This window comes from Synechococcus sp. M16.1, assembly GCF_014279895.1.
In the GTDB taxonomy this organism is placed as follows: domain Bacteria; phylum Cyanobacteriota; class Cyanobacteriia; order PCC-6307; family Cyanobiaceae; genus Parasynechococcus.
In genome coordinates this window covers 2,034,009-2,048,523 of the sequence record NZ_CP047954.1, presented here as the reverse complement: position 1 = coordinate 2,048,523, position 14,515 = coordinate 2,034,009, and the positions used below count along the sequence as shown (strand labels likewise).

General features: G+C 62.3%; 16 protein-coding genes. 9 read left to right on the top strand and 7 right to left on the bottom strand.

Annotation, left to right across the window (positions count from 1 at the left end; all coding sequences use genetic code 11):
- Nucleotides 1–31 precede the first annotated feature (31 nt).
- From SynM161_RS11640 to SynM161_RS11625, 4 genes are all read left to right on the top strand, one after another.
- Nucleotides 32–1,147, top strand: coding sequence for an aspartate carbamoyltransferase (locus SynM161_RS11640; RefSeq protein WP_115009781.1), 1,116 nt, complete (start codon nt 32–34; stop codon nt 1,145–1,147).
- 9 nt (nt 1,148–1,156) lie between these two features.
- Entirely contained in the window at nt 1,157–3,181 is a 2,025-nt protein-coding gene (gene asnB / locus SynM161_RS11635) for an asparagine synthase (glutamine-hydrolyzing) (RefSeq protein ID WP_186541544.1), read from the top strand.
- A gap of 94 nt (nt 3,182–3,275) precedes the next feature.
- The gene (locus tag SynM161_RS11630) at nt 3,276–4,565 is read left to right on the top strand and encodes a Zn-dependent hydrolase (RefSeq protein WP_186541543.1); all 1,290 of its coding nucleotides are present in this window, start codon (nt 3,276–3,278) and stop codon (nt 4,563–4,565) included.
- On the top strand, nt 4,562–5,236 hold the full coding sequence (locus SynM161_RS11625; protein ID WP_186541542.1) for a DUF1028 domain-containing protein: 675 nt from the start codon (nt 4,562–4,564) through the stop codon (nt 5,234–5,236). The genes SynM161_RS11630 and SynM161_RS11625 overlap by 4 nt, the downstream gene beginning before the upstream one ends.
- 84 nt (nt 5,237–5,320) lie before the next feature.
- On the opposite strand, the gene SynM161_RS11620 is transcribed toward SynM161_RS11625, so the two are convergent.
- From SynM161_RS11620 to SynM161_RS11590, 7 genes are all read right to left on the bottom strand, one after another.
- Nucleotides 5,321–5,539, bottom strand: a complete 219-nt coding sequence (locus tag SynM161_RS11620) for a hypothetical protein (protein WP_186494123.1) — start codon at nt 5,537–5,539, stop codon at nt 5,321–5,323.
- 80 nt (nt 5,540–5,619) lie between these two features.
- Nucleotides 5,620–5,787 carry a DUF4278 domain-containing protein gene (locus SynM161_RS11615; RefSeq protein ID WP_186541541.1) on the bottom strand — a complete coding sequence of 56 codons (168 nt, stop codon included), beginning with the start codon at nt 5,785–5,787 and terminating at the stop codon, nt 5,620–5,622.
- Nucleotides 5,788–5,978: 191 nt separating this feature from the next.
- Entirely contained in the window at nt 5,979–6,719 is a 741-nt protein-coding gene (locus tag SynM161_RS11610) for a type 1 glutamine amidotransferase (RefSeq protein WP_255441800.1), read from the bottom strand.
- 14 nt (nt 6,720–6,733) lie between these two features.
- Nucleotides 6,734–8,443, bottom strand: a complete 1,710-nt coding sequence (gene ureC, locus SynM161_RS11605) for an urease subunit alpha (protein ID WP_186541539.1) — start codon at nt 8,441–8,443, stop codon at nt 6,734–6,736.
- Nucleotides 8,444–8,446: 3 nt separating this feature from the next.
- On the bottom strand, nt 8,447–8,767 hold the full coding sequence (locus SynM161_RS11600) for an urease subunit beta (protein ID WP_186541538.1): 321 nt from the start codon (nt 8,765–8,767) through the stop codon (nt 8,447–8,449).
- Between the two features lie 10 nt (nt 8,768–8,777).
- Complete coding sequence (locus tag SynM161_RS11595; RefSeq protein WP_006851427.1) at nt 8,778–9,080, bottom strand: urease subunit gamma; 303 nt, start codon at nt 9,078–9,080, stop codon at nt 8,778–8,780.
- Nucleotides 9,081–9,098: 18 nt separating this feature from the next.
- Nucleotides 9,099–10,034: an urease accessory protein UreD gene (locus tag SynM161_RS11590; RefSeq protein WP_186542678.1), complete on the bottom strand. Its 936-nt coding sequence runs from the start codon at nt 10,032–10,034 to the stop codon at nt 9,099–9,101.
- A 105-nt stretch (nt 10,035–10,139) separates the two neighbouring features.
- Between SynM161_RS11590 and ureE the strand changes: the two genes are divergently transcribed.
- From ureE to SynM161_RS11565, 5 genes are all read left to right on the top strand, one after another.
- Nucleotides 10,140–10,592 carry an urease accessory protein UreE gene (ureE, locus tag SynM161_RS11585; RefSeq protein WP_186541537.1) on the top strand — a complete coding sequence of 151 codons (453 nt, stop codon included), beginning with the start codon at nt 10,140–10,142 and terminating at the stop codon, nt 10,590–10,592.
- A complete protein-coding gene (locus SynM161_RS11580; RefSeq protein WP_186541536.1) occupies nt 10,589–11,260 on the top strand; it encodes an urease accessory protein UreF in 672 nt (223 codons plus the stop codon). Before ureE ends, SynM161_RS11580 begins: the two co-directional genes overlap by 4 nt.
- A complete protein-coding gene (gene ureG / locus SynM161_RS11575) occupies nt 11,260–11,865 on the top strand; it encodes an urease accessory protein UreG (RefSeq protein ID WP_115009792.1) in 606 nt (201 codons plus the stop codon). Before SynM161_RS11580 ends, ureG begins: the two co-directional genes overlap by 1 nt.
- 109 nt (nt 11,866–11,974) lie before the next feature.
- On the top strand, nt 11,975–13,267 hold the full coding sequence (urtA, locus tag SynM161_RS11570; RefSeq protein WP_186541535.1) for an urea ABC transporter substrate-binding protein: 1,293 nt from the start codon (nt 11,975–11,977) through the stop codon (nt 13,265–13,267).
- Between the two features lie 93 nt (nt 13,268–13,360).
- Entirely contained in the window at nt 13,361–14,515 is a 1,155-nt protein-coding gene (locus tag SynM161_RS11565; protein ID WP_115131366.1) for a branched-chain amino acid ABC transporter permease, read from the top strand.

Below are 14,515 nucleotides of genomic sequence, written 5' to 3'. Positions count from 1 at the left end.
TTGGCAAACAGAGTGTTGACCCGATCCCGCTATGGCACAGGCCAAAACAGCAGTTGTGGACGCGTCTTCGGTTCAGATTCGGTTTGAGCCGATGGGGCCCGATGTCTACGGGCAGAACCAACCCCAGGAGCTGCTGGCTGCCATTGCTGAAGATGTTGAACCTTTGAAGGATTTGGTGGATCAGCACGTGGTGTCGATCCAACCGTTTCGCCCCGAGGTTTTGTTGCAGGTGTTTCGCCTGGCGGCGAAGTTTGAGAGCAATCCAGATCGCTATTGCCGTCACAACACGCCACTCACCGGCAAGATTCTGATCAACGCGTTTTACGAACCAAGCACGCGCACGCGGCTGTCCTTTGACAGTGCCTGGCACCGACTCGGTGGTACCTCCATCAACATCACCGATAGGGCCACCACAGGGATCGCCAAGGGCGAATCTCTTGAAGATGTCGCCCATATGTTCAACAACTACGGCGATTGTGTGGTGCTTCGGGATAGCGATCCCGGTGCCGTCTACGCGATGACGTCAACCCTGCGGATTCCGATCATCAACGCTGGAAATGGGATCGATGAGCATCCCACCCAGGCGATGGCCGATCTGTACACGATCTTCAAGTGGCGCCCCAAGCTTGCTGAAGCTGAAGTGGCACCCTCTGATCGGATTCGCATTGGGATCGTCGGAATCCCTTCGCGGATGCGAACGGTTCGCTCCCTGTTGAGGATCCTGGCCAAATTCCCGCAGACCGTGGACGAGGTGGTGGTGATTCACGCCCCCGGGTTGGAGCCGGATCAGCCGCTGTTCGACCCAGGACAGTTGGAGGAGCTTGAAGCTTGTGGGATGAAGGTGCGCTCCAGCACGGATCTTCAGGCTGAAGTGCCCGACTTGGATGTCGTTTACATCAATGCCATTGCCTGGGTCGGCGACTCCTATGAAGTGCACGGCGGAGGATTCCGCCTCACCCGCGACATGCCGTTCAAACCGGAAGCGATCGTGCTCCATCCCTTGGCGCGGGGAGCGGAACTCAGCACCTGCCTGGATGACACGCCCCATAACTGGTATTTCAGCCAGGCCAGGGGAGCCGTGTTCCTGCGCATGGCCCTGCTCACCTGCATGGTGGATCGGGCCGAACGCGTGATGGATGTGATCTGAGGCGGGCTGATGTGTGGAATCGGAGGGGTTTTCAACGCAGACCGTCAACAAACGGCGGATCGCCAGCTGCTGGTCAACATGGCGGCGATTCAGGCCCATCGCGGGCCTGATGGTTTCGGCGTTGAGGTGCTCGATCAGGCCGGCGTCGGCTTCTGCCATGCCCGCCTTTCGATCATTGACTTGAATGAGTCACGGGCCCGGCAGCCCTTCCTCACCGATGACGGTGAGGTGTTGATGGCCCACAACGGTGAGTTCTACGACTTCCAGCGAATCAGGGCTGACCTCACCGCCCAGGGGGTGCGCTTCAGCAGCAAGAGCGATTCCGAGATCCTGCTGCGGCTGTACCAACGCCAGGGCTTAGAGGCGACCCTGCCTCTGTTGCGCGGTGAGTTCGCCTTCGCCTTGTTTGATCGGGCCGAAGACTGCCTTTACCTGGTGCGGGATCGCTTCGGCATCAAACCGCAGTACTGGGCGATGACGCCGGAGGGTCTGGTGTTCGGTTCCGAGTTGAAGGTGCTGTTCGCCCATCCGGCGGTGGAGCGACGCTTCACCTCGGAGGGTCTGTTCCATCAATTGATGCAGACCATGGTTCCCGGCACCACGGCCTTTGCTGGGGTGCATCAGGTGAAGCCCGGCCATGTGCTCAAGGTGCAACGGGTGAACGGGCGGCTGCAGGTGTCGGAGTCGACCTACTGGGATGTCGACTTCCCGCGAAAGGACGAGCGGGACCTCAAGCGAACTGAAGCCGATCACATCGCTGCCGTTCGTGCGGCGTTGCTGGAGGCCGTTGAGCTGCGCATGGTGGCTGATGTTCCGGTGGGTTGTTATCTCTCCGGCGGCATCGACAGCTGTTCGATTCTCGGCTTGGCATCAGCCGTGAGCCAGGCACCGGTGAAGGCGTTCACGATTGGATTTGATGATGCTCGTTACGACGAGTCGCCGATTGCTCGTGAGATGGCCGAGGCCACCGGCGCTGAGCAGGATTTGATGCGGCTCTCGGGCCAGGAGCTCTACGGCCACATGGAGCGCACCATCTGGCATGCGGAGCGAACGATCTACAACACCCTGGCGGTGGCCAAGTTCTTGATGAGCCGCCACGTCAACGACGTGGATTACAAGGTTGTGATGACCGGCGAAGGCTCCGATGAGCTGTTCGGTGGCTATCCCGCCTTTCGCCGTGACATGTTTCTCCACGGTCTCGATGACCTGCCGCAGGAGGAGCGCGCCAGCTGGGAAAGCCTGTTGCAGCAGTCCAATGCTCTGGTGAAGGGGGCGATGCTGGCTGAAAACCAAGTGGATGACCCCTATCTCGACGCGGTGGTCGGTTTCACCCCCAGTTGCCTGCAGCCCTGGCTGGCCTGCGCGCCCTTGGTGCCTGAGCTTCTGGCGGAGTCCCATGCTGCAGCCCTAAAGGATTACTCCCCGGGCAAGGCGATTGCCGAGCAACTGGATGGGGATCAACTGGACGGGCGCCATGCTCTGGACAAGGCCCAGTACGTCTGGATCAAGACCATGCTGGAGGGCCAGATCCTCACCTGGGGTGGCGATCGGGTCGACATGGCCAATTCCATGGAGGCGCGACCCGCCTTCCTCGATCACCATCTGGCCGCGGTGGCGGTGCAGGTGCCGCCCGAACTGCGGATCAAGGGGAAAACCGAGAAATACGTGCTTCGTGAAGCCATGGCGGGTCTGTTGCCGGAGGTGTTGTACCGGCGTGAGAAATTCGCCTTCATGGCTCCGCCAGCTCACACGGAGCCTGAGAAGTGGGAGCAGATGAAGCAGCTCGCCGACGACTACCTCAGCGATGAGGCGATCGATGCCGCTGGTTTGTTGAGCAAAGCCGGAGTGCGCGCCTTGTTTGCCCGTCACGAGGATCCTGCCACCAGCGATGCGGAGCGTGTGCAGATGGATGCGGTGATCAATCACCTGCTGGGTGTGCAGATGCTTCATCGCATGTTTGTGGCGGAAGACGTGCCAGCCCTGGCCCGCCGGGAGGCGGACCGTTTGGGCTGGCGGGTGCTGATGCCCGTTTGAATTCTTTGGTCAGGATTAAATCGTTGCGCTAGCTACAAGGTTCCGCGGGTTTTCGGGTGAATATTGACCTCCGTTTGAACTGAAGGTCACGGCATTGCCAGCGCTCATTTCGGCTTCTCCGACCACCCCTGCAACCGGAATTGAGCGAAGCAAAGTTGTCGCACGTCCGAACCGTGACCGGCTGATCGGAACGATTGAGCAGCTGGCCAGCATTGGCGCCAAGCCGGACGGAAGCGTGTGTCGACGCGGGTTCTCGCCGGAGGATGTGCAGGGCCGTGAGTTGCTGGCCCACTGGATGAAGCAGCTCGGCATGCAGGTGCGTGTTGATGCCGCTGGCAACTTGATCGGACGTCTGGAAGGCCTCGACCCCCACCGCCCTGCCCTGGTGACCGGGTCGCACCTCGATACGGTTCCCACCGGTGGACGTTTTGACGGGGCCCTGGGGGTGTTGGCCGGTCTGGAAGCCTGCCGCGCTCTTCAAGACCAGGGCCTGCGCTTGCGGCACGGCATCGAGTTGATCGCCTTTGCCGACGAAGAGTCGACCATGGTGGGCTGCAAGGGCTTGGCGGGCACGGCCTCCGATGACCCGGAGAGCTATGCCACCAGCAATGGTCAGCCGATTCAGGACAACCTGGCGCGCATCGGCGGCCATTGGCCTTCACTGGCCTCGGCTCGACGCTCCGATGAGGCCTATGCCGCTTTCCTGGAGTTGCATGTTGAGCAGGGTGGCGTTCTTGAGCAACGCGGCGATGCCATCGGTGTTGTGGAGGGTGTTGTCGGTCAGCGACGCTTCAGCATCAATGTGAAAGGCCAGGCCAATCACGCCGGCACCACACCAATGGGGTTGCGACAAGACGCCCTCGTGGCGGCCTCGCGTCTTGTTCTTGCCGTCGAGGCGATGGCCTCCCGTCATCCCGGAGATCCGGTGGCGACGGTGGGTCGACTGGAGGTCTGGCCCAATGCCGCCAATGTTGTCCCCGGTGCTGTCGCCTTGACCGTTGACCTCAGGGATGTGGATCCGACCGACCTCGATCAGTTGGTGGAGGAGTTGATGCAGCAGGTGGAGAACATCGGTGCTGAAACGGGCTGTCCGATTGCGGTGGACCCTCAGTTCAGCGTTGATCCCACCCCCGCTGATGCTGTGGTGATGGCCACGATCGCTGAGGCCGCGGCCGATCTCGGCTTGTCCCACAGCCATCTCCCCAGCCGTGCCAGCCACGATGCCCAGGAGGTTGGCCGCCGTTGGCCGATGGGAATGATTTTTGTGCCCAGCCGGGGCGGCCTGAGTCATTCCGCTGCAGAGTTCACCAGTGACGAGCAGTGCTGGGCGGGCACCGCGGTGCTGCTGGAAACGCTGCTGCGGCTCGACCGTCAGCTGCCGTGACCTTTTCGATCCTGGCCCGGGACCCCAGCAACGGTCGCTTTGGTGTTGCTGTGGCCACCTGTCATCTGGCCGTTGGATCCACCGTGCCTCACATCCGCGCCGGGGTTGGTGCCGTCGCCACCCAGGCCCATACCAATCCGTATCTGGGGATTTGTGGCCTTGAGCGCCTGGAGCAGAGTTCGGATGCCGAGAGCGTTCTGGCCAGCCTTCTTGCGGATGATCAACACCGTGACCGGCGTCAGTTTCACCTGATCGATCTGGACGGTCGTACGGCCTGTTGGACGGGGCAGGATTGCGGCCCTTGGGCAGGGCATCGCCATCAGCGTGATCTGTCTGTTGCCGGCAATTGCTTGGTGGATGAGGGCGTGCTGGCAGCCATGGAGCAGGCCTTTCTCACCAGCGACCCCAGCTTGAAACTGGGCCGCCGCCTGATGATGGCTCTGCTGGCCGGGGAAGCGGCTGGTGGTGACCATCGTTCTCCCTTCTGCACGTCAGCGGCGGTGCAGGTGAGCGGCGAAGCGGCTTTCCCGCTGTTGGATCTGCGCGTTGATTTCCACGAGCGCGCCGTGGAGCAGTTGATGGAGGTGTACGAGCGCAGTCAGGCCCTCTGGGCCCAGGAGTGGAGGGATGAACTGTCGGAGTTGCCGATGCTCAACCGTTTGGTGGCTTAAGCATTTCACCATCGGTCACGCCATTAAAAAAGCCCTGCAACACAGCCGTGTGCAGGGCTTATCGGCAATTCATTTCCGGTGTGTTCAGCTGGGGACGGATGCTTCCCACTCCACGTTCAGGCCAGCCTGACGTGCGTCGGTGATCAGGTCATCGATGCAGTCCATGCCGAAGGCAGCCTGCCCAGACAGCAGAGCATCCCATTCCTGAGACGGAAAGTGGGTCTGCAGCCAGAACACACCGTGCACGCTGGAGGGATTCACCTGCACGAGGCCCTGGTCGAGGCGAGAAGCGATGAGATCCAACGTCGTTGCTGAAGCTGGATCTATTACGCCTCAGTTCTCGGAACTGGAATGTTCGAGTTGCTACGGATTGAGAAGTTGGCCTAGCGCGTGTAGCTCACACCGCGGTAAACGAGCTGCACCGGAGTGCGGTGGTTGTTGATCTGGCGGGCTTGGTACACGTTGCGGCGGTAAACCAGTTGCACTCCAGGCTTGCCCTGAGTGGCGTTGTTTTGCTGGTACTGCTGGCCGCGGTAGAGAAGGGTGGTCATTGGATGGTCCTCGAAGCAAGCTCAGGTCCCCGTTCCATGGCCTGAGGCGAACTGCGCTTCGCGTGATGCGAAGTGAACGATCGGTAGCTGTTGCTACAGAAATATTCAAGCTCCTGCAAATATCGAAGTGGTGTTCAGGGTGATACCTCTTCAGAAAAGTTTTTGGTTTTGTTTATTTTTGTCCGTAGGAATTAGTCGGCCTGGCTGATCTCAATCAGTTGATCGAGCACAGCATTGAAGAAGTTTCGGCCTTGTTCCTGGAGCGTGGTTCCCAGCGTGCGCCAGTCCCGGCGCAGGCGATCGGGCCCTTCAGCCCCCAGGGCGCGCACCACGTAGGCGTGGTCGTTCGCGATCCAGTGCTCAAGGGCATCGCCGTCGATCTCGAGGTGGCATTGCAGGCCAATGGCGTGGGCTCCGATCCGAAACACCTGTTCCGCGCAGTGCAGCGACGAAGCCAGCAGGGTTGCATCAGCCGGGAGGTGGATCCGATCGCCATGCCAGTGCAGCACCAGGCTGCTGCTTGGTTGCCCTATTAGCAAAGCCTCATCGCTTGGATCCGCGACCCAGTGGATTGCGCCGAGGCCCAGTTCCTTCAGCTGCTGTGGCGGTGCTCCCACCTGCAGCGGTTGCACGCTGCCCCCTGCAGCCACAGCCATGAGCTGTGCCCCCAGGCAGATGCCCAGCATCGGTCGGCGTTGCTGGTGCCAGCCCCTCAGCCAGTCCAGTTCCTGACGCAACCAGTCCATGCCCGGTTGGTTGCGATCGTTCACGCTCATCGGACCACCGAGCACAAGGGCGATGCTGTTCGCACACGTCTTCGGGTCTGGAAGAAGGTCGCCCCGGTCGGGCCTCAGGATCTTGAGTGTCAGGCCCCGCTGCCGCGCCAGTTCTCCCACCAGTGCGGCGTCTTCGTGGTCAACGTGTTGAATCACCAGCAGCGTGGGGCTCAAAGCAGCAGGTAGCGCTGGGCGAGGGGAAGCACCTCGGCGGGCTCACAGGTGAGCAGCTCACTGTCGGCGAACACCTCATAGGTCTGTGGGTCCACGCTCACCTTGGGCAGCGCTGAATTCAGCTTGAGGGCGCTCTTGCCCACGCTGCGGGTCTCCTTCACCGCCATGCAGGTGCGCTCCAGCCCCAGCTGGCGTTGGATGTCAGCATCCATCGCCGCTTCGCTCACGAAGGTGAGACAACTGGGGGCGAGGGCTTTGCCGAAGGCGCCAAACATCGGCCGGCCGTGCACCGGGCCTGGGGTGGGAATCGAGGCGTTGGCATCGCCCATCTGGGCCCAGACGATCGAACCGCCCTTCACCACCAGTTCCGGGCGAATGCCGAAGAAGCCAGGCTTCCAAAGCACCAGATCGGCGAGTTTGCCGGTTTCGATCGACCCCACTTCGCTGCTGATGCCGTGGGCCAAAGCCGGGTTGATCGTCACCTTGGCGATGTAGCGCTTCAGCCGGTGGTTGTCGTTGCGAGCGGAGTCTTCCGGCAATGCACCGCGCTGCACCTTCATCTTGTGGGCGGTCTGGAAGGTGCGGGTGATCACTTCGCCCACGCGGCCCATGGCCTGGGAGTCGCTGGCGATGATCGAGAAGGCGCCCAGGTCGTGAAGGATGTCTTCGGCGGCGATCGTTTCGCGCCGGATCCGCGATTCGGCGAAGGCCACGTCCTCGGGGATTTTCGGATCGAGGTGGTGGCACACCATCAGCATGTCGAGGTGCTCCTCGAGCGTGTTGCGGGTGTAGGGCCGGGTGGGGTTGGTGCTGCTTGGCAGCACGTTGGCCTCACCGCAGATCTTGATGATGTCCGGGGCATGGCCACCGCCGGCGCCTTCGGTGTGGAAGGTGTGAATCGTGCGTCCCTTGATGGCGGCGATCGTGTCTTCCACGAAGCCGGCTTCGTTCAAGGTGTCGGTGTGGATGCACACCTGCACATCCATCCGATCGGCCACCGACAGGCAGGCATCGATGGTGGCGGGCGTGGTGCCCCAGTCTTCGTGCAGCTTCAGGCCGCAGGCACCGGCGCGAACCTGTTCTTCTAGGGCTTCCGGCGTGCTGGCGTTGCCTTTGCCGAAGAAGCCCAGGTTCACCGGCAGGCCTTCGGCGGCCTGGAGCATCCGCCCGATGTGGAAGGCTCCGGGGGTGCAGGTGGTGGCGTTGGTGCCAGTGGCCGGTCCGGTGCCGCCGCCCATCAGGGTGGTGACGCCGCTGGCCAGGGCCGTTTCGATCTGCTGGGGGCAGATGAAGTGAATGTGGGTGTCGATGCCACCGGCCGTGAGGATGTGGCCCTCCCCAGCGATGGCTTCGGTGCCTGGGCCCACCACGATCGTCACCCCTTCCTGGGTGTCGGGGTTGCCGGCTTTGCCGATGCCCACGATGCGGCCGTCCTTGAGGCCGACATCGGCTTTGACGATGCCCCACCAATCGAGGATCAGGGCATTGGTGATCACGGTGTCGACGGCGCCCTCGGCTCGCGGGGTCTGGGATTGGCCCATGCCGTCGCGGATTACCTTGCCGCCGCCGAACTTCACCTCATCGCCGTAGATGGTGTAGTCCTTCTCGACTTCCAGGATCAGATCGGTGTCGGCCAGGCGAACCCTGTCGCCGGTGGTGGGTCCGTAGGTCTCGGCGTAGGCCTGGCGGGAGATGCGGTAGGGCATGGGTCAGGCGTCGAGGGGTCCGTTGATCTGGCCGTTGAAGCCGATGACGCGTCGTGCACCGGCGAAGGGAATCAGGTTCACGTCGCGGTTGTCGCCGGGCTCGAAGCGGATGGCGGTGCCGGCGGGGATGTCGAGCCGTTGACCGCGGGCTGCGGTCCGGTCGAACTGCAGGGCGGCATTGGCTTCGGCGAAATGGAAATGGGAGCCCACCTGCACCGGCCGGTCGCCGCTGTTGGAGACGCTCAGCGTGGTGACGGGTCGGCCTGCATTCAGTTCCAGTTCACCCGGTTCGGGGAGCAGTTCGCCTGGAATGAGAGGTGCCATGGGTTCTGCCTCAGCGAATTGGGTCGTGCAGGGTGACGAGCTTGGTGCCGTCGGGGAAGACGGCCTCGATCTGCACCTCATGGACGAGCTCGGGAACGCCCTCCATCACCTGGTCCTGACGCAGCCAGGTGGTGCCTTCCTGCATCAGCTCCGCCACGCTCTTGCCGTCACGGGCACCTTCCAGCACCAGAAAACTGAGCCAAGCCACCGCTTCGGGGTGGTTGAGCTTCAGGCCACGGTTCAAGCGCCGCTCGGCCAGCAGTGCCGCGGTCACGATTAGGAGCTTGTCCTTTTCCTGGGGACTGAGATGCATGGCGAAGCTCGGTCTTCTTCAGTGTGTCTCCGCTGCAGTCTCGAAAGCGTTCACGGTGGACGTTTGTCGGCGCAGAGGCTGTTCCTGCAGGGGCCAGACCCTGGGGATGCGAGGCCGTGTCAGCCTCCGGATCGTTCGCGTTCGCTCCCAGATCCGGCTGAACCAGAAGCGGGCATCACGGCTCGACTCGCCGGAATAGCGAGCGATCAGGCCCTGATTCAGGGCGCCGCAGCGCATTGTGCCCGTGAGGCCTTCGCGGTCGGCCCGCGCTCCCTCCAGCAGTGTTGCTGTTGTTTCGGCACCCATGGCCATCGGTGCGGCCCACACCAGTGTTCCGAACACTGGCGCGCCTCCCAACCCATGCGGGCTGTCCAGGCTGGCGCCGCCGAGCTCCACCCGATCCGCCAGCTCCCAGCTTGAGCTGTTGCCTGCGAGGCGCTGAATGGTGAGGCTCGAGCGCCACCGTCCCTGCTGCAGGGTTTCGCCGGCGGCGGTTCGGCCCAAGCGCACAATCTCTGCGCTGAGAAAGGAGGCGTCCTGGGGCAGGGTCACCGTCAGCTGCTGTTCGAACAGGGCATCGGCGTACAGCACCAGTTCCTGCGGCAGCCATTCGAAGTCACTGCCGCTGGCCAGTGAGCAGTGCACCTGTTGATGGGCAAAGCAGCCTTCGGGTTGCAGGCGGCTGCGGCCGATCGACCCGTAAACCTTCTGCGCCGCCACGCTGGTGATCAGGCCGCGGCTGTTGGCCTCAAGCTTGAAGTCCAGGCTGAGTTGATCGCCGCCCACCAGGCCTCCGGCGGTGTGCAGCACCGGCAGCTCGCAGCGTCCGTCATCGCCGCGTTCACTGCGAAGCAGCTTGAACGGAGCCGTGCAGCCCCCCTGGTGTTTGGTGCTGCCGTTGGTGGCATGAAACTGCAGGTCGCAGCGGCCGTGCCAGGGATCAAGACGTTGCATGGCCTCACGCTCCGCCGCCACCGGCTTCAACTCTGTAGCAATGCACACCAAAGCGCTGCTGATTGATCGGCACGCTTTCGTTGTGCAACTGGAGAGGAGCTGCTGGTGACGGATGCGGTGGTCGTGCTGGAGCAGCGCCTGCAGAACAGCAGTGCCACGGCCACCTTGCAGTTGCCGTTAACGGCCGAAGAGCGCACGGTGCTGCGGGGCCGTCGCACCACGTCCTGCGGGCGTCCAGTGCTCCTGCAGTTGCCCCGTGTGGGATCGCTGCAGCCCGGTGATCTGCTGGGGGATCAGTCTCGTTCGACTGTTGTGGAGGTGACGGCAGCGCCGGAAGCATTGCTGCGGGTGCAGGGGTCGCATCCTCTTGAGCTGTTGCAGGCGGCTTATCACCTGGGCAATCGTCATGTCGCCCTGGAGCTGCATGAGCAGGAGCTGTTGCTGCCGGAGGATTCCGTTCTCGCCACGATGCTGGAAGGCCGTGGCTTGACGGTGAGCCGTTGTCTGCAGCCGTTTGCCCCTGAAGGCGGCGCCTACGGAGGTCATCAGCACGGATGACTTCGCTTGCGTTGTTGCAACTGGTCAGTCCGGCCCTGCCCGTGGGCGCCTTCAGCTATTCAGAGGGCCTGGAGGTGTTGATTCAGGCCGGTTCCATCGCCGATGAGCAGGCCATCCAGGCTTGGTTGGAGGCTGAACTGCAACGGGGCGCGGTGCGGCTGGAGGCTGCGGCATTAAGGCCTCTGGCGGAGGCTTTGATGGGGTGGTCCACCCAGGCCGATGCTGCGGCCAAGGCGCGCCTGATCGATCTGGATGGTTGGCTGTTGGCCACCCGCGAGGCCGCAGAGCTGCGAGCCCAGCAGCGTCAGATGGGGATGTCGCTGCTGCAGTTGATGTCGGACATGGGGCATGACCTGCCTGAACCTGTGGCCCTGAGCTGGCCAGCGGCCTGGGCCTGGGCCGCTGTGCGCCTGTCGGTTTCAGGGGGAGACATGGTGGAGGGGTACCTCTACGGCTGGGTTGCCAATCAGCTCAGTGCCTCGGTGCGGCTGCTGCCGTTGGGTCCCTCCCGAGCGCAGGTGCTGCAACAGCGGCTGCTGCTGCTGATTGCCTCCCAAGCGCAGCAGCTCCAGGCGGCCGATCCCCAGCAGCTCTGGAGCAGCGGTGTGGGTGCGGGCATGGCGCAGCTTGCCCATGCTGAGCTGTATTCACGCCTGTTTCGAAGCTGATGAGCAGCAAACTGCGCCTGGGGGTGGCGGGCCCTGTGGGATCCGGCAAGACCGCACTGGTGGAGGCCCTCTGTCGCCGCTTGCGCGACGAGCTCCAGCTCGCGGTGGTCACCAACGACATCTACACCCAGGAGGATGCCCAGTTCCTCACCCGTGCGGGTGCCCTGGATCCAGAGCGGATCCGTGGCGTGGAGACCGGTGGTTGCCCTCACACAGCGATCCGCGAAGACTGCTCGATCAACCGAGCTGCCGTGGCGGAGCTGGAGACGCAGTTTCCGAATCTCGATCTTGTTCTGGTTGAGAGCGGCGGCGACAACCTGGCGGCGAGCTTTAGTCCGGAACTGGTGGATCTCTGCATCTACGTGATTGATGTGGCGGCCGGCGACAAGATCCCCCGTAAAGGAGGGCCTGGCATCACCCGCTCTGACCTACTGGTGATCAACAAGATTGATCTGGCTCCCCAGGTTGGTGCCGATCTTTCAGTGATGGAACAGGACACCCGGCGGATGCGGGGAGACCGCCCCTGGTGTTTCACCAATCTCCACAGCGGCGAAGGCCTGGAGCAGGTGGTGGGGTTCCTGTTGCAACAGCTACCGAATCGTTGATCCGCTGCTGTTGGGCTCGCTATTTAGTTCTTCTTGATACCAAAACCAGGACGCGCTGATCCGTACCTTCCATCAGCTGCCGTCAGGCACATTCCTGTTTTGGAACACCATGAGCTCTTCTCTCTCTAAGCGTCTGTTCGCCGGCATGGCCGCGGCATCGCTGGGTTTTGCCGTAACCGCATGCGGTGGCGGTGACAAGGCTGCCAACGTTGACTACGACGACAGCGTCACCGTCGGCATCCTGCACTCGCTGACCGGCACCATGGCCATCTCCGAGTCCACCCTGGTGGACACCGAGAAAATGGCGATCGATGAGATCAACGCCGCCGGTGGCGTTGAAGTTGATGGCAAGAAGTACAAGATCGAGTACATCGTCGAGGACGGTGCCTCCGATTGGCCCACCTTCGCTGAGAAGTCCAAGAAGCTGATCGACCAGGACCAGGTGCCCGTGGTCTTCGGTGGCTGGACCTCCGCCAGCCGCAAGGCGATGCTGCCTGTGTACGAGTCGAAGAACGCTTTCCTCTACTACCCGATTCAGTACGAGGGTCAGGAGTGTTCCAACAACATCTTCTACACCGGTGCCACTCCGAACCAGCAGTCGGAGCCTGCCACCAAGTTCATGTATGAGAAGTCGCCTGCCGCTGGCAAGCCCTTCTTCCTCGTGGGTTCGGACTACGTCTTCCCCCGCACCTCCAACACCATCACCAAGGAACAGCTCAAGTCCCTGGGTGGCGAAGTGGTCGGTGAGGACTACCTGCCCCTGGGCAACACCGAGGTTGCTCCGATCATCGCCAAGATCAAGAAGGCCCTGCCTGACGGTGGTGTGATCATCAACACCCTGAATGGTGACCAGAACGTCGCCTTCTTCAAGCAGATCCAGGACGCCGGCATCACCCCCGATAACGGCTACTACGTGATGAGCTACTCCATCGCGGAAGAGGAGATCAGCACCATCGGTTCTGAGTTCCTTGAGGGCCACTACGGCGCTTGGAACTACATGATGTCGATCGACACCCCGGCATCCAAAAAGTTCGCTGCTGACTTCAAGGCCAAGTACGGCGCCGACCGCCAGGTCGCTGACCCTCAGGAGTCGGCCTACAACATGGTCTACCTGTGGAAGAAGGCTGTCGAGAAGGCCAACAGCTTCGACGACGACAAGGTGCGTGAGGCCCTGGTCGGCATCGAGTTTGACGCTCCTCAGGGACCTGTGAAGGTGATGCCCAACCACCACCTCTCCCAGACCGTGCGCATCGGCCAGATCACTGCTGACGGCCAGTTCGAGATCCTCGAATCCACCGATGGCCCCGTGGCTCCTCAGGCCTGGAACCAGTTCGAGCCCAGCTCCAAGGGCTTCGCTTGCGACTGGACCGACGCCGCCAAGGGTGAGAAGTACAAGCTCTGATCTTCTGATCACAGCCTGATTGCTCTTCAGGGAGGAGCCCGGTGACGGGCTCCTCCTTTCGTCGTTTCATTGAACGCTTCGTTTCACACGTCCGTGCAACTGCTTCTCGAAAGCCTGTTCAACGGTGTTGCCATCGGCTCGGTGCTGCTGATGGCCGCCCTCGGACTGGCCATTGTCTTCGGCCTCATGGGTGTGATCAACCTCGCCCATGGTGAGCTGATCATGCTTGGGGCCTACACCACCTACGTGGTGCAGCTGATCTTCAAGCTGCCTGCGCTGCAGCCGGTTTACAACGCCTACGTGCTGGTGGCGCTTCCCCTGGCTTTCATCGTCAGCGGTGTGGTCGGCATCCTGCTGGAACGCACCGTGATTCGCCGGCTCTACGGCAACCCGCTGGAGACCCTGCTCGCGACCTGGGGCGTCAGCTTGATTCTTCAGCAGTTCGTGCGGAGTGTTGCCCTGGCCCACGCCGCCGGCCTGATCCTTGCGCTGGTGCTGGGCTTTGGCCTGCCGCTGCTGCTTCCCTCCTCGCTTCTTTCGGGGCCTCGGGCTCGTTTGGTGCGTGCGGGGAGTTGGGCTGTTTCAGCCCTGGGCGGTGTGCTGCTGGCCGGTGGCCTGGCCTCACAAATCAGCCGCATCGCCAGGGCCACCTCCCGCAATGTGGATGTGACGGCACCCAAATGGATGCGCGGCGGGATCGAATTCATGGACATCACCTTTCCTGTGCCGCGCCTGGTGATCATCGTGATCACCATCGTTGCGGTGGTTGGGGTGACGTGGTTCCTCAACAAAAGCGTGTGGGGAATGCGCATTCGTGCTGTGACTCAGAACCGTTCGATGAGTGATTGCCTTGGCATCCCCACCGATACCGTTGATGTGCTCACCTTTGGCATCGGCTCCGGTTTGGCCGGTGTGGCGGGGGTTGCTGTTTCCCTGCTGGGTTCGGTGGGCCCCAACGTGGGCGGCTCCTACATCGTGGGCTGCTTCATGGTGGTGGTGCTCGGTGGCGTCGGAAACCTCTTGGGCACCGTGCTCGCGTCCTTTGCCATTGGCCTGCTCACCGACTTGATCGGTGCTGGACGTCTGCTGACGATCTGGCCTGACATGCCAGCTCCCCTGGCCGGTGCCGTGAATTTCTTCGCCACCACGAGCATGGCCCAGGTGATGGTGTTCGCTCTGATCGTGGTGTTCCTTCAATTCCGTCCCGCGGGTCTGTTCCCGCAAAAAGGACGCATGGTGGAGGCCTGA

Excerpts from the sequence above, each read along its gene's own strand:
- SynM161_RS11595 (WP_006851427.1), bottom strand. The coding sequence starts at position 9,080 with ATGCATCTCAGTCCCCAGGAAAAGGACAAGCTCCTAATCGTGACCGCG.
- ureG (WP_115009792.1), top strand. The coding sequence starts at position 11,260 with ATGAGCAGCAAACTGCGCCTGGGGGTGGCGGGCCCTGTGGGATCCGGC.
- ureC (WP_186541539.1), bottom strand. The coding sequence starts at position 8,443 with ATGCCCTACCGCATCTCCCGCCAGGCCTACGCCGAGACCTACGGACCC.
- SynM161_RS11580 (WP_186541536.1), top strand. The coding sequence starts at position 10,589 with ATGACTTCGCTTGCGTTGTTGCAACTGGTCAGTCCGGCCCTGCCCGTG.
- SynM161_RS11640 (WP_115009781.1), top strand. The coding sequence starts at position 32 with ATGGCACAGGCCAAAACAGCAGTTGTGGACGCGTCTTCGGTTCAGATT.
- SynM161_RS11590 (WP_186542678.1), bottom strand. The coding sequence starts at position 10,034 with ATGCAACGTCTTGATCCCTGGCACGGCCGCTGCGACCTGCAGTTTCAT.
- urtA (WP_186541535.1), top strand. The coding sequence starts at position 11,975 with ATGAGCTCTTCTCTCTCTAAGCGTCTGTTCGCCGGCATGGCCGCGGCA.
- SynM161_RS11615 (WP_186541541.1), bottom strand. The coding sequence starts at position 5,787 with ATGACCACCCTTCTCTACCGCGGCCAGCAGTACCAGCAAAACAACGCC.
- asnB (WP_186541544.1), top strand. The coding sequence starts at position 1,157 with ATGTGTGGAATCGGAGGGGTTTTCAACGCAGACCGTCAACAAACGGCG.
- SynM161_RS11600 (WP_186541538.1), bottom strand. The coding sequence starts at position 8,767 with ATGGCACCTCTCATTCCAGGCGAACTGCTCCCCGAACCGGGTGAACTG.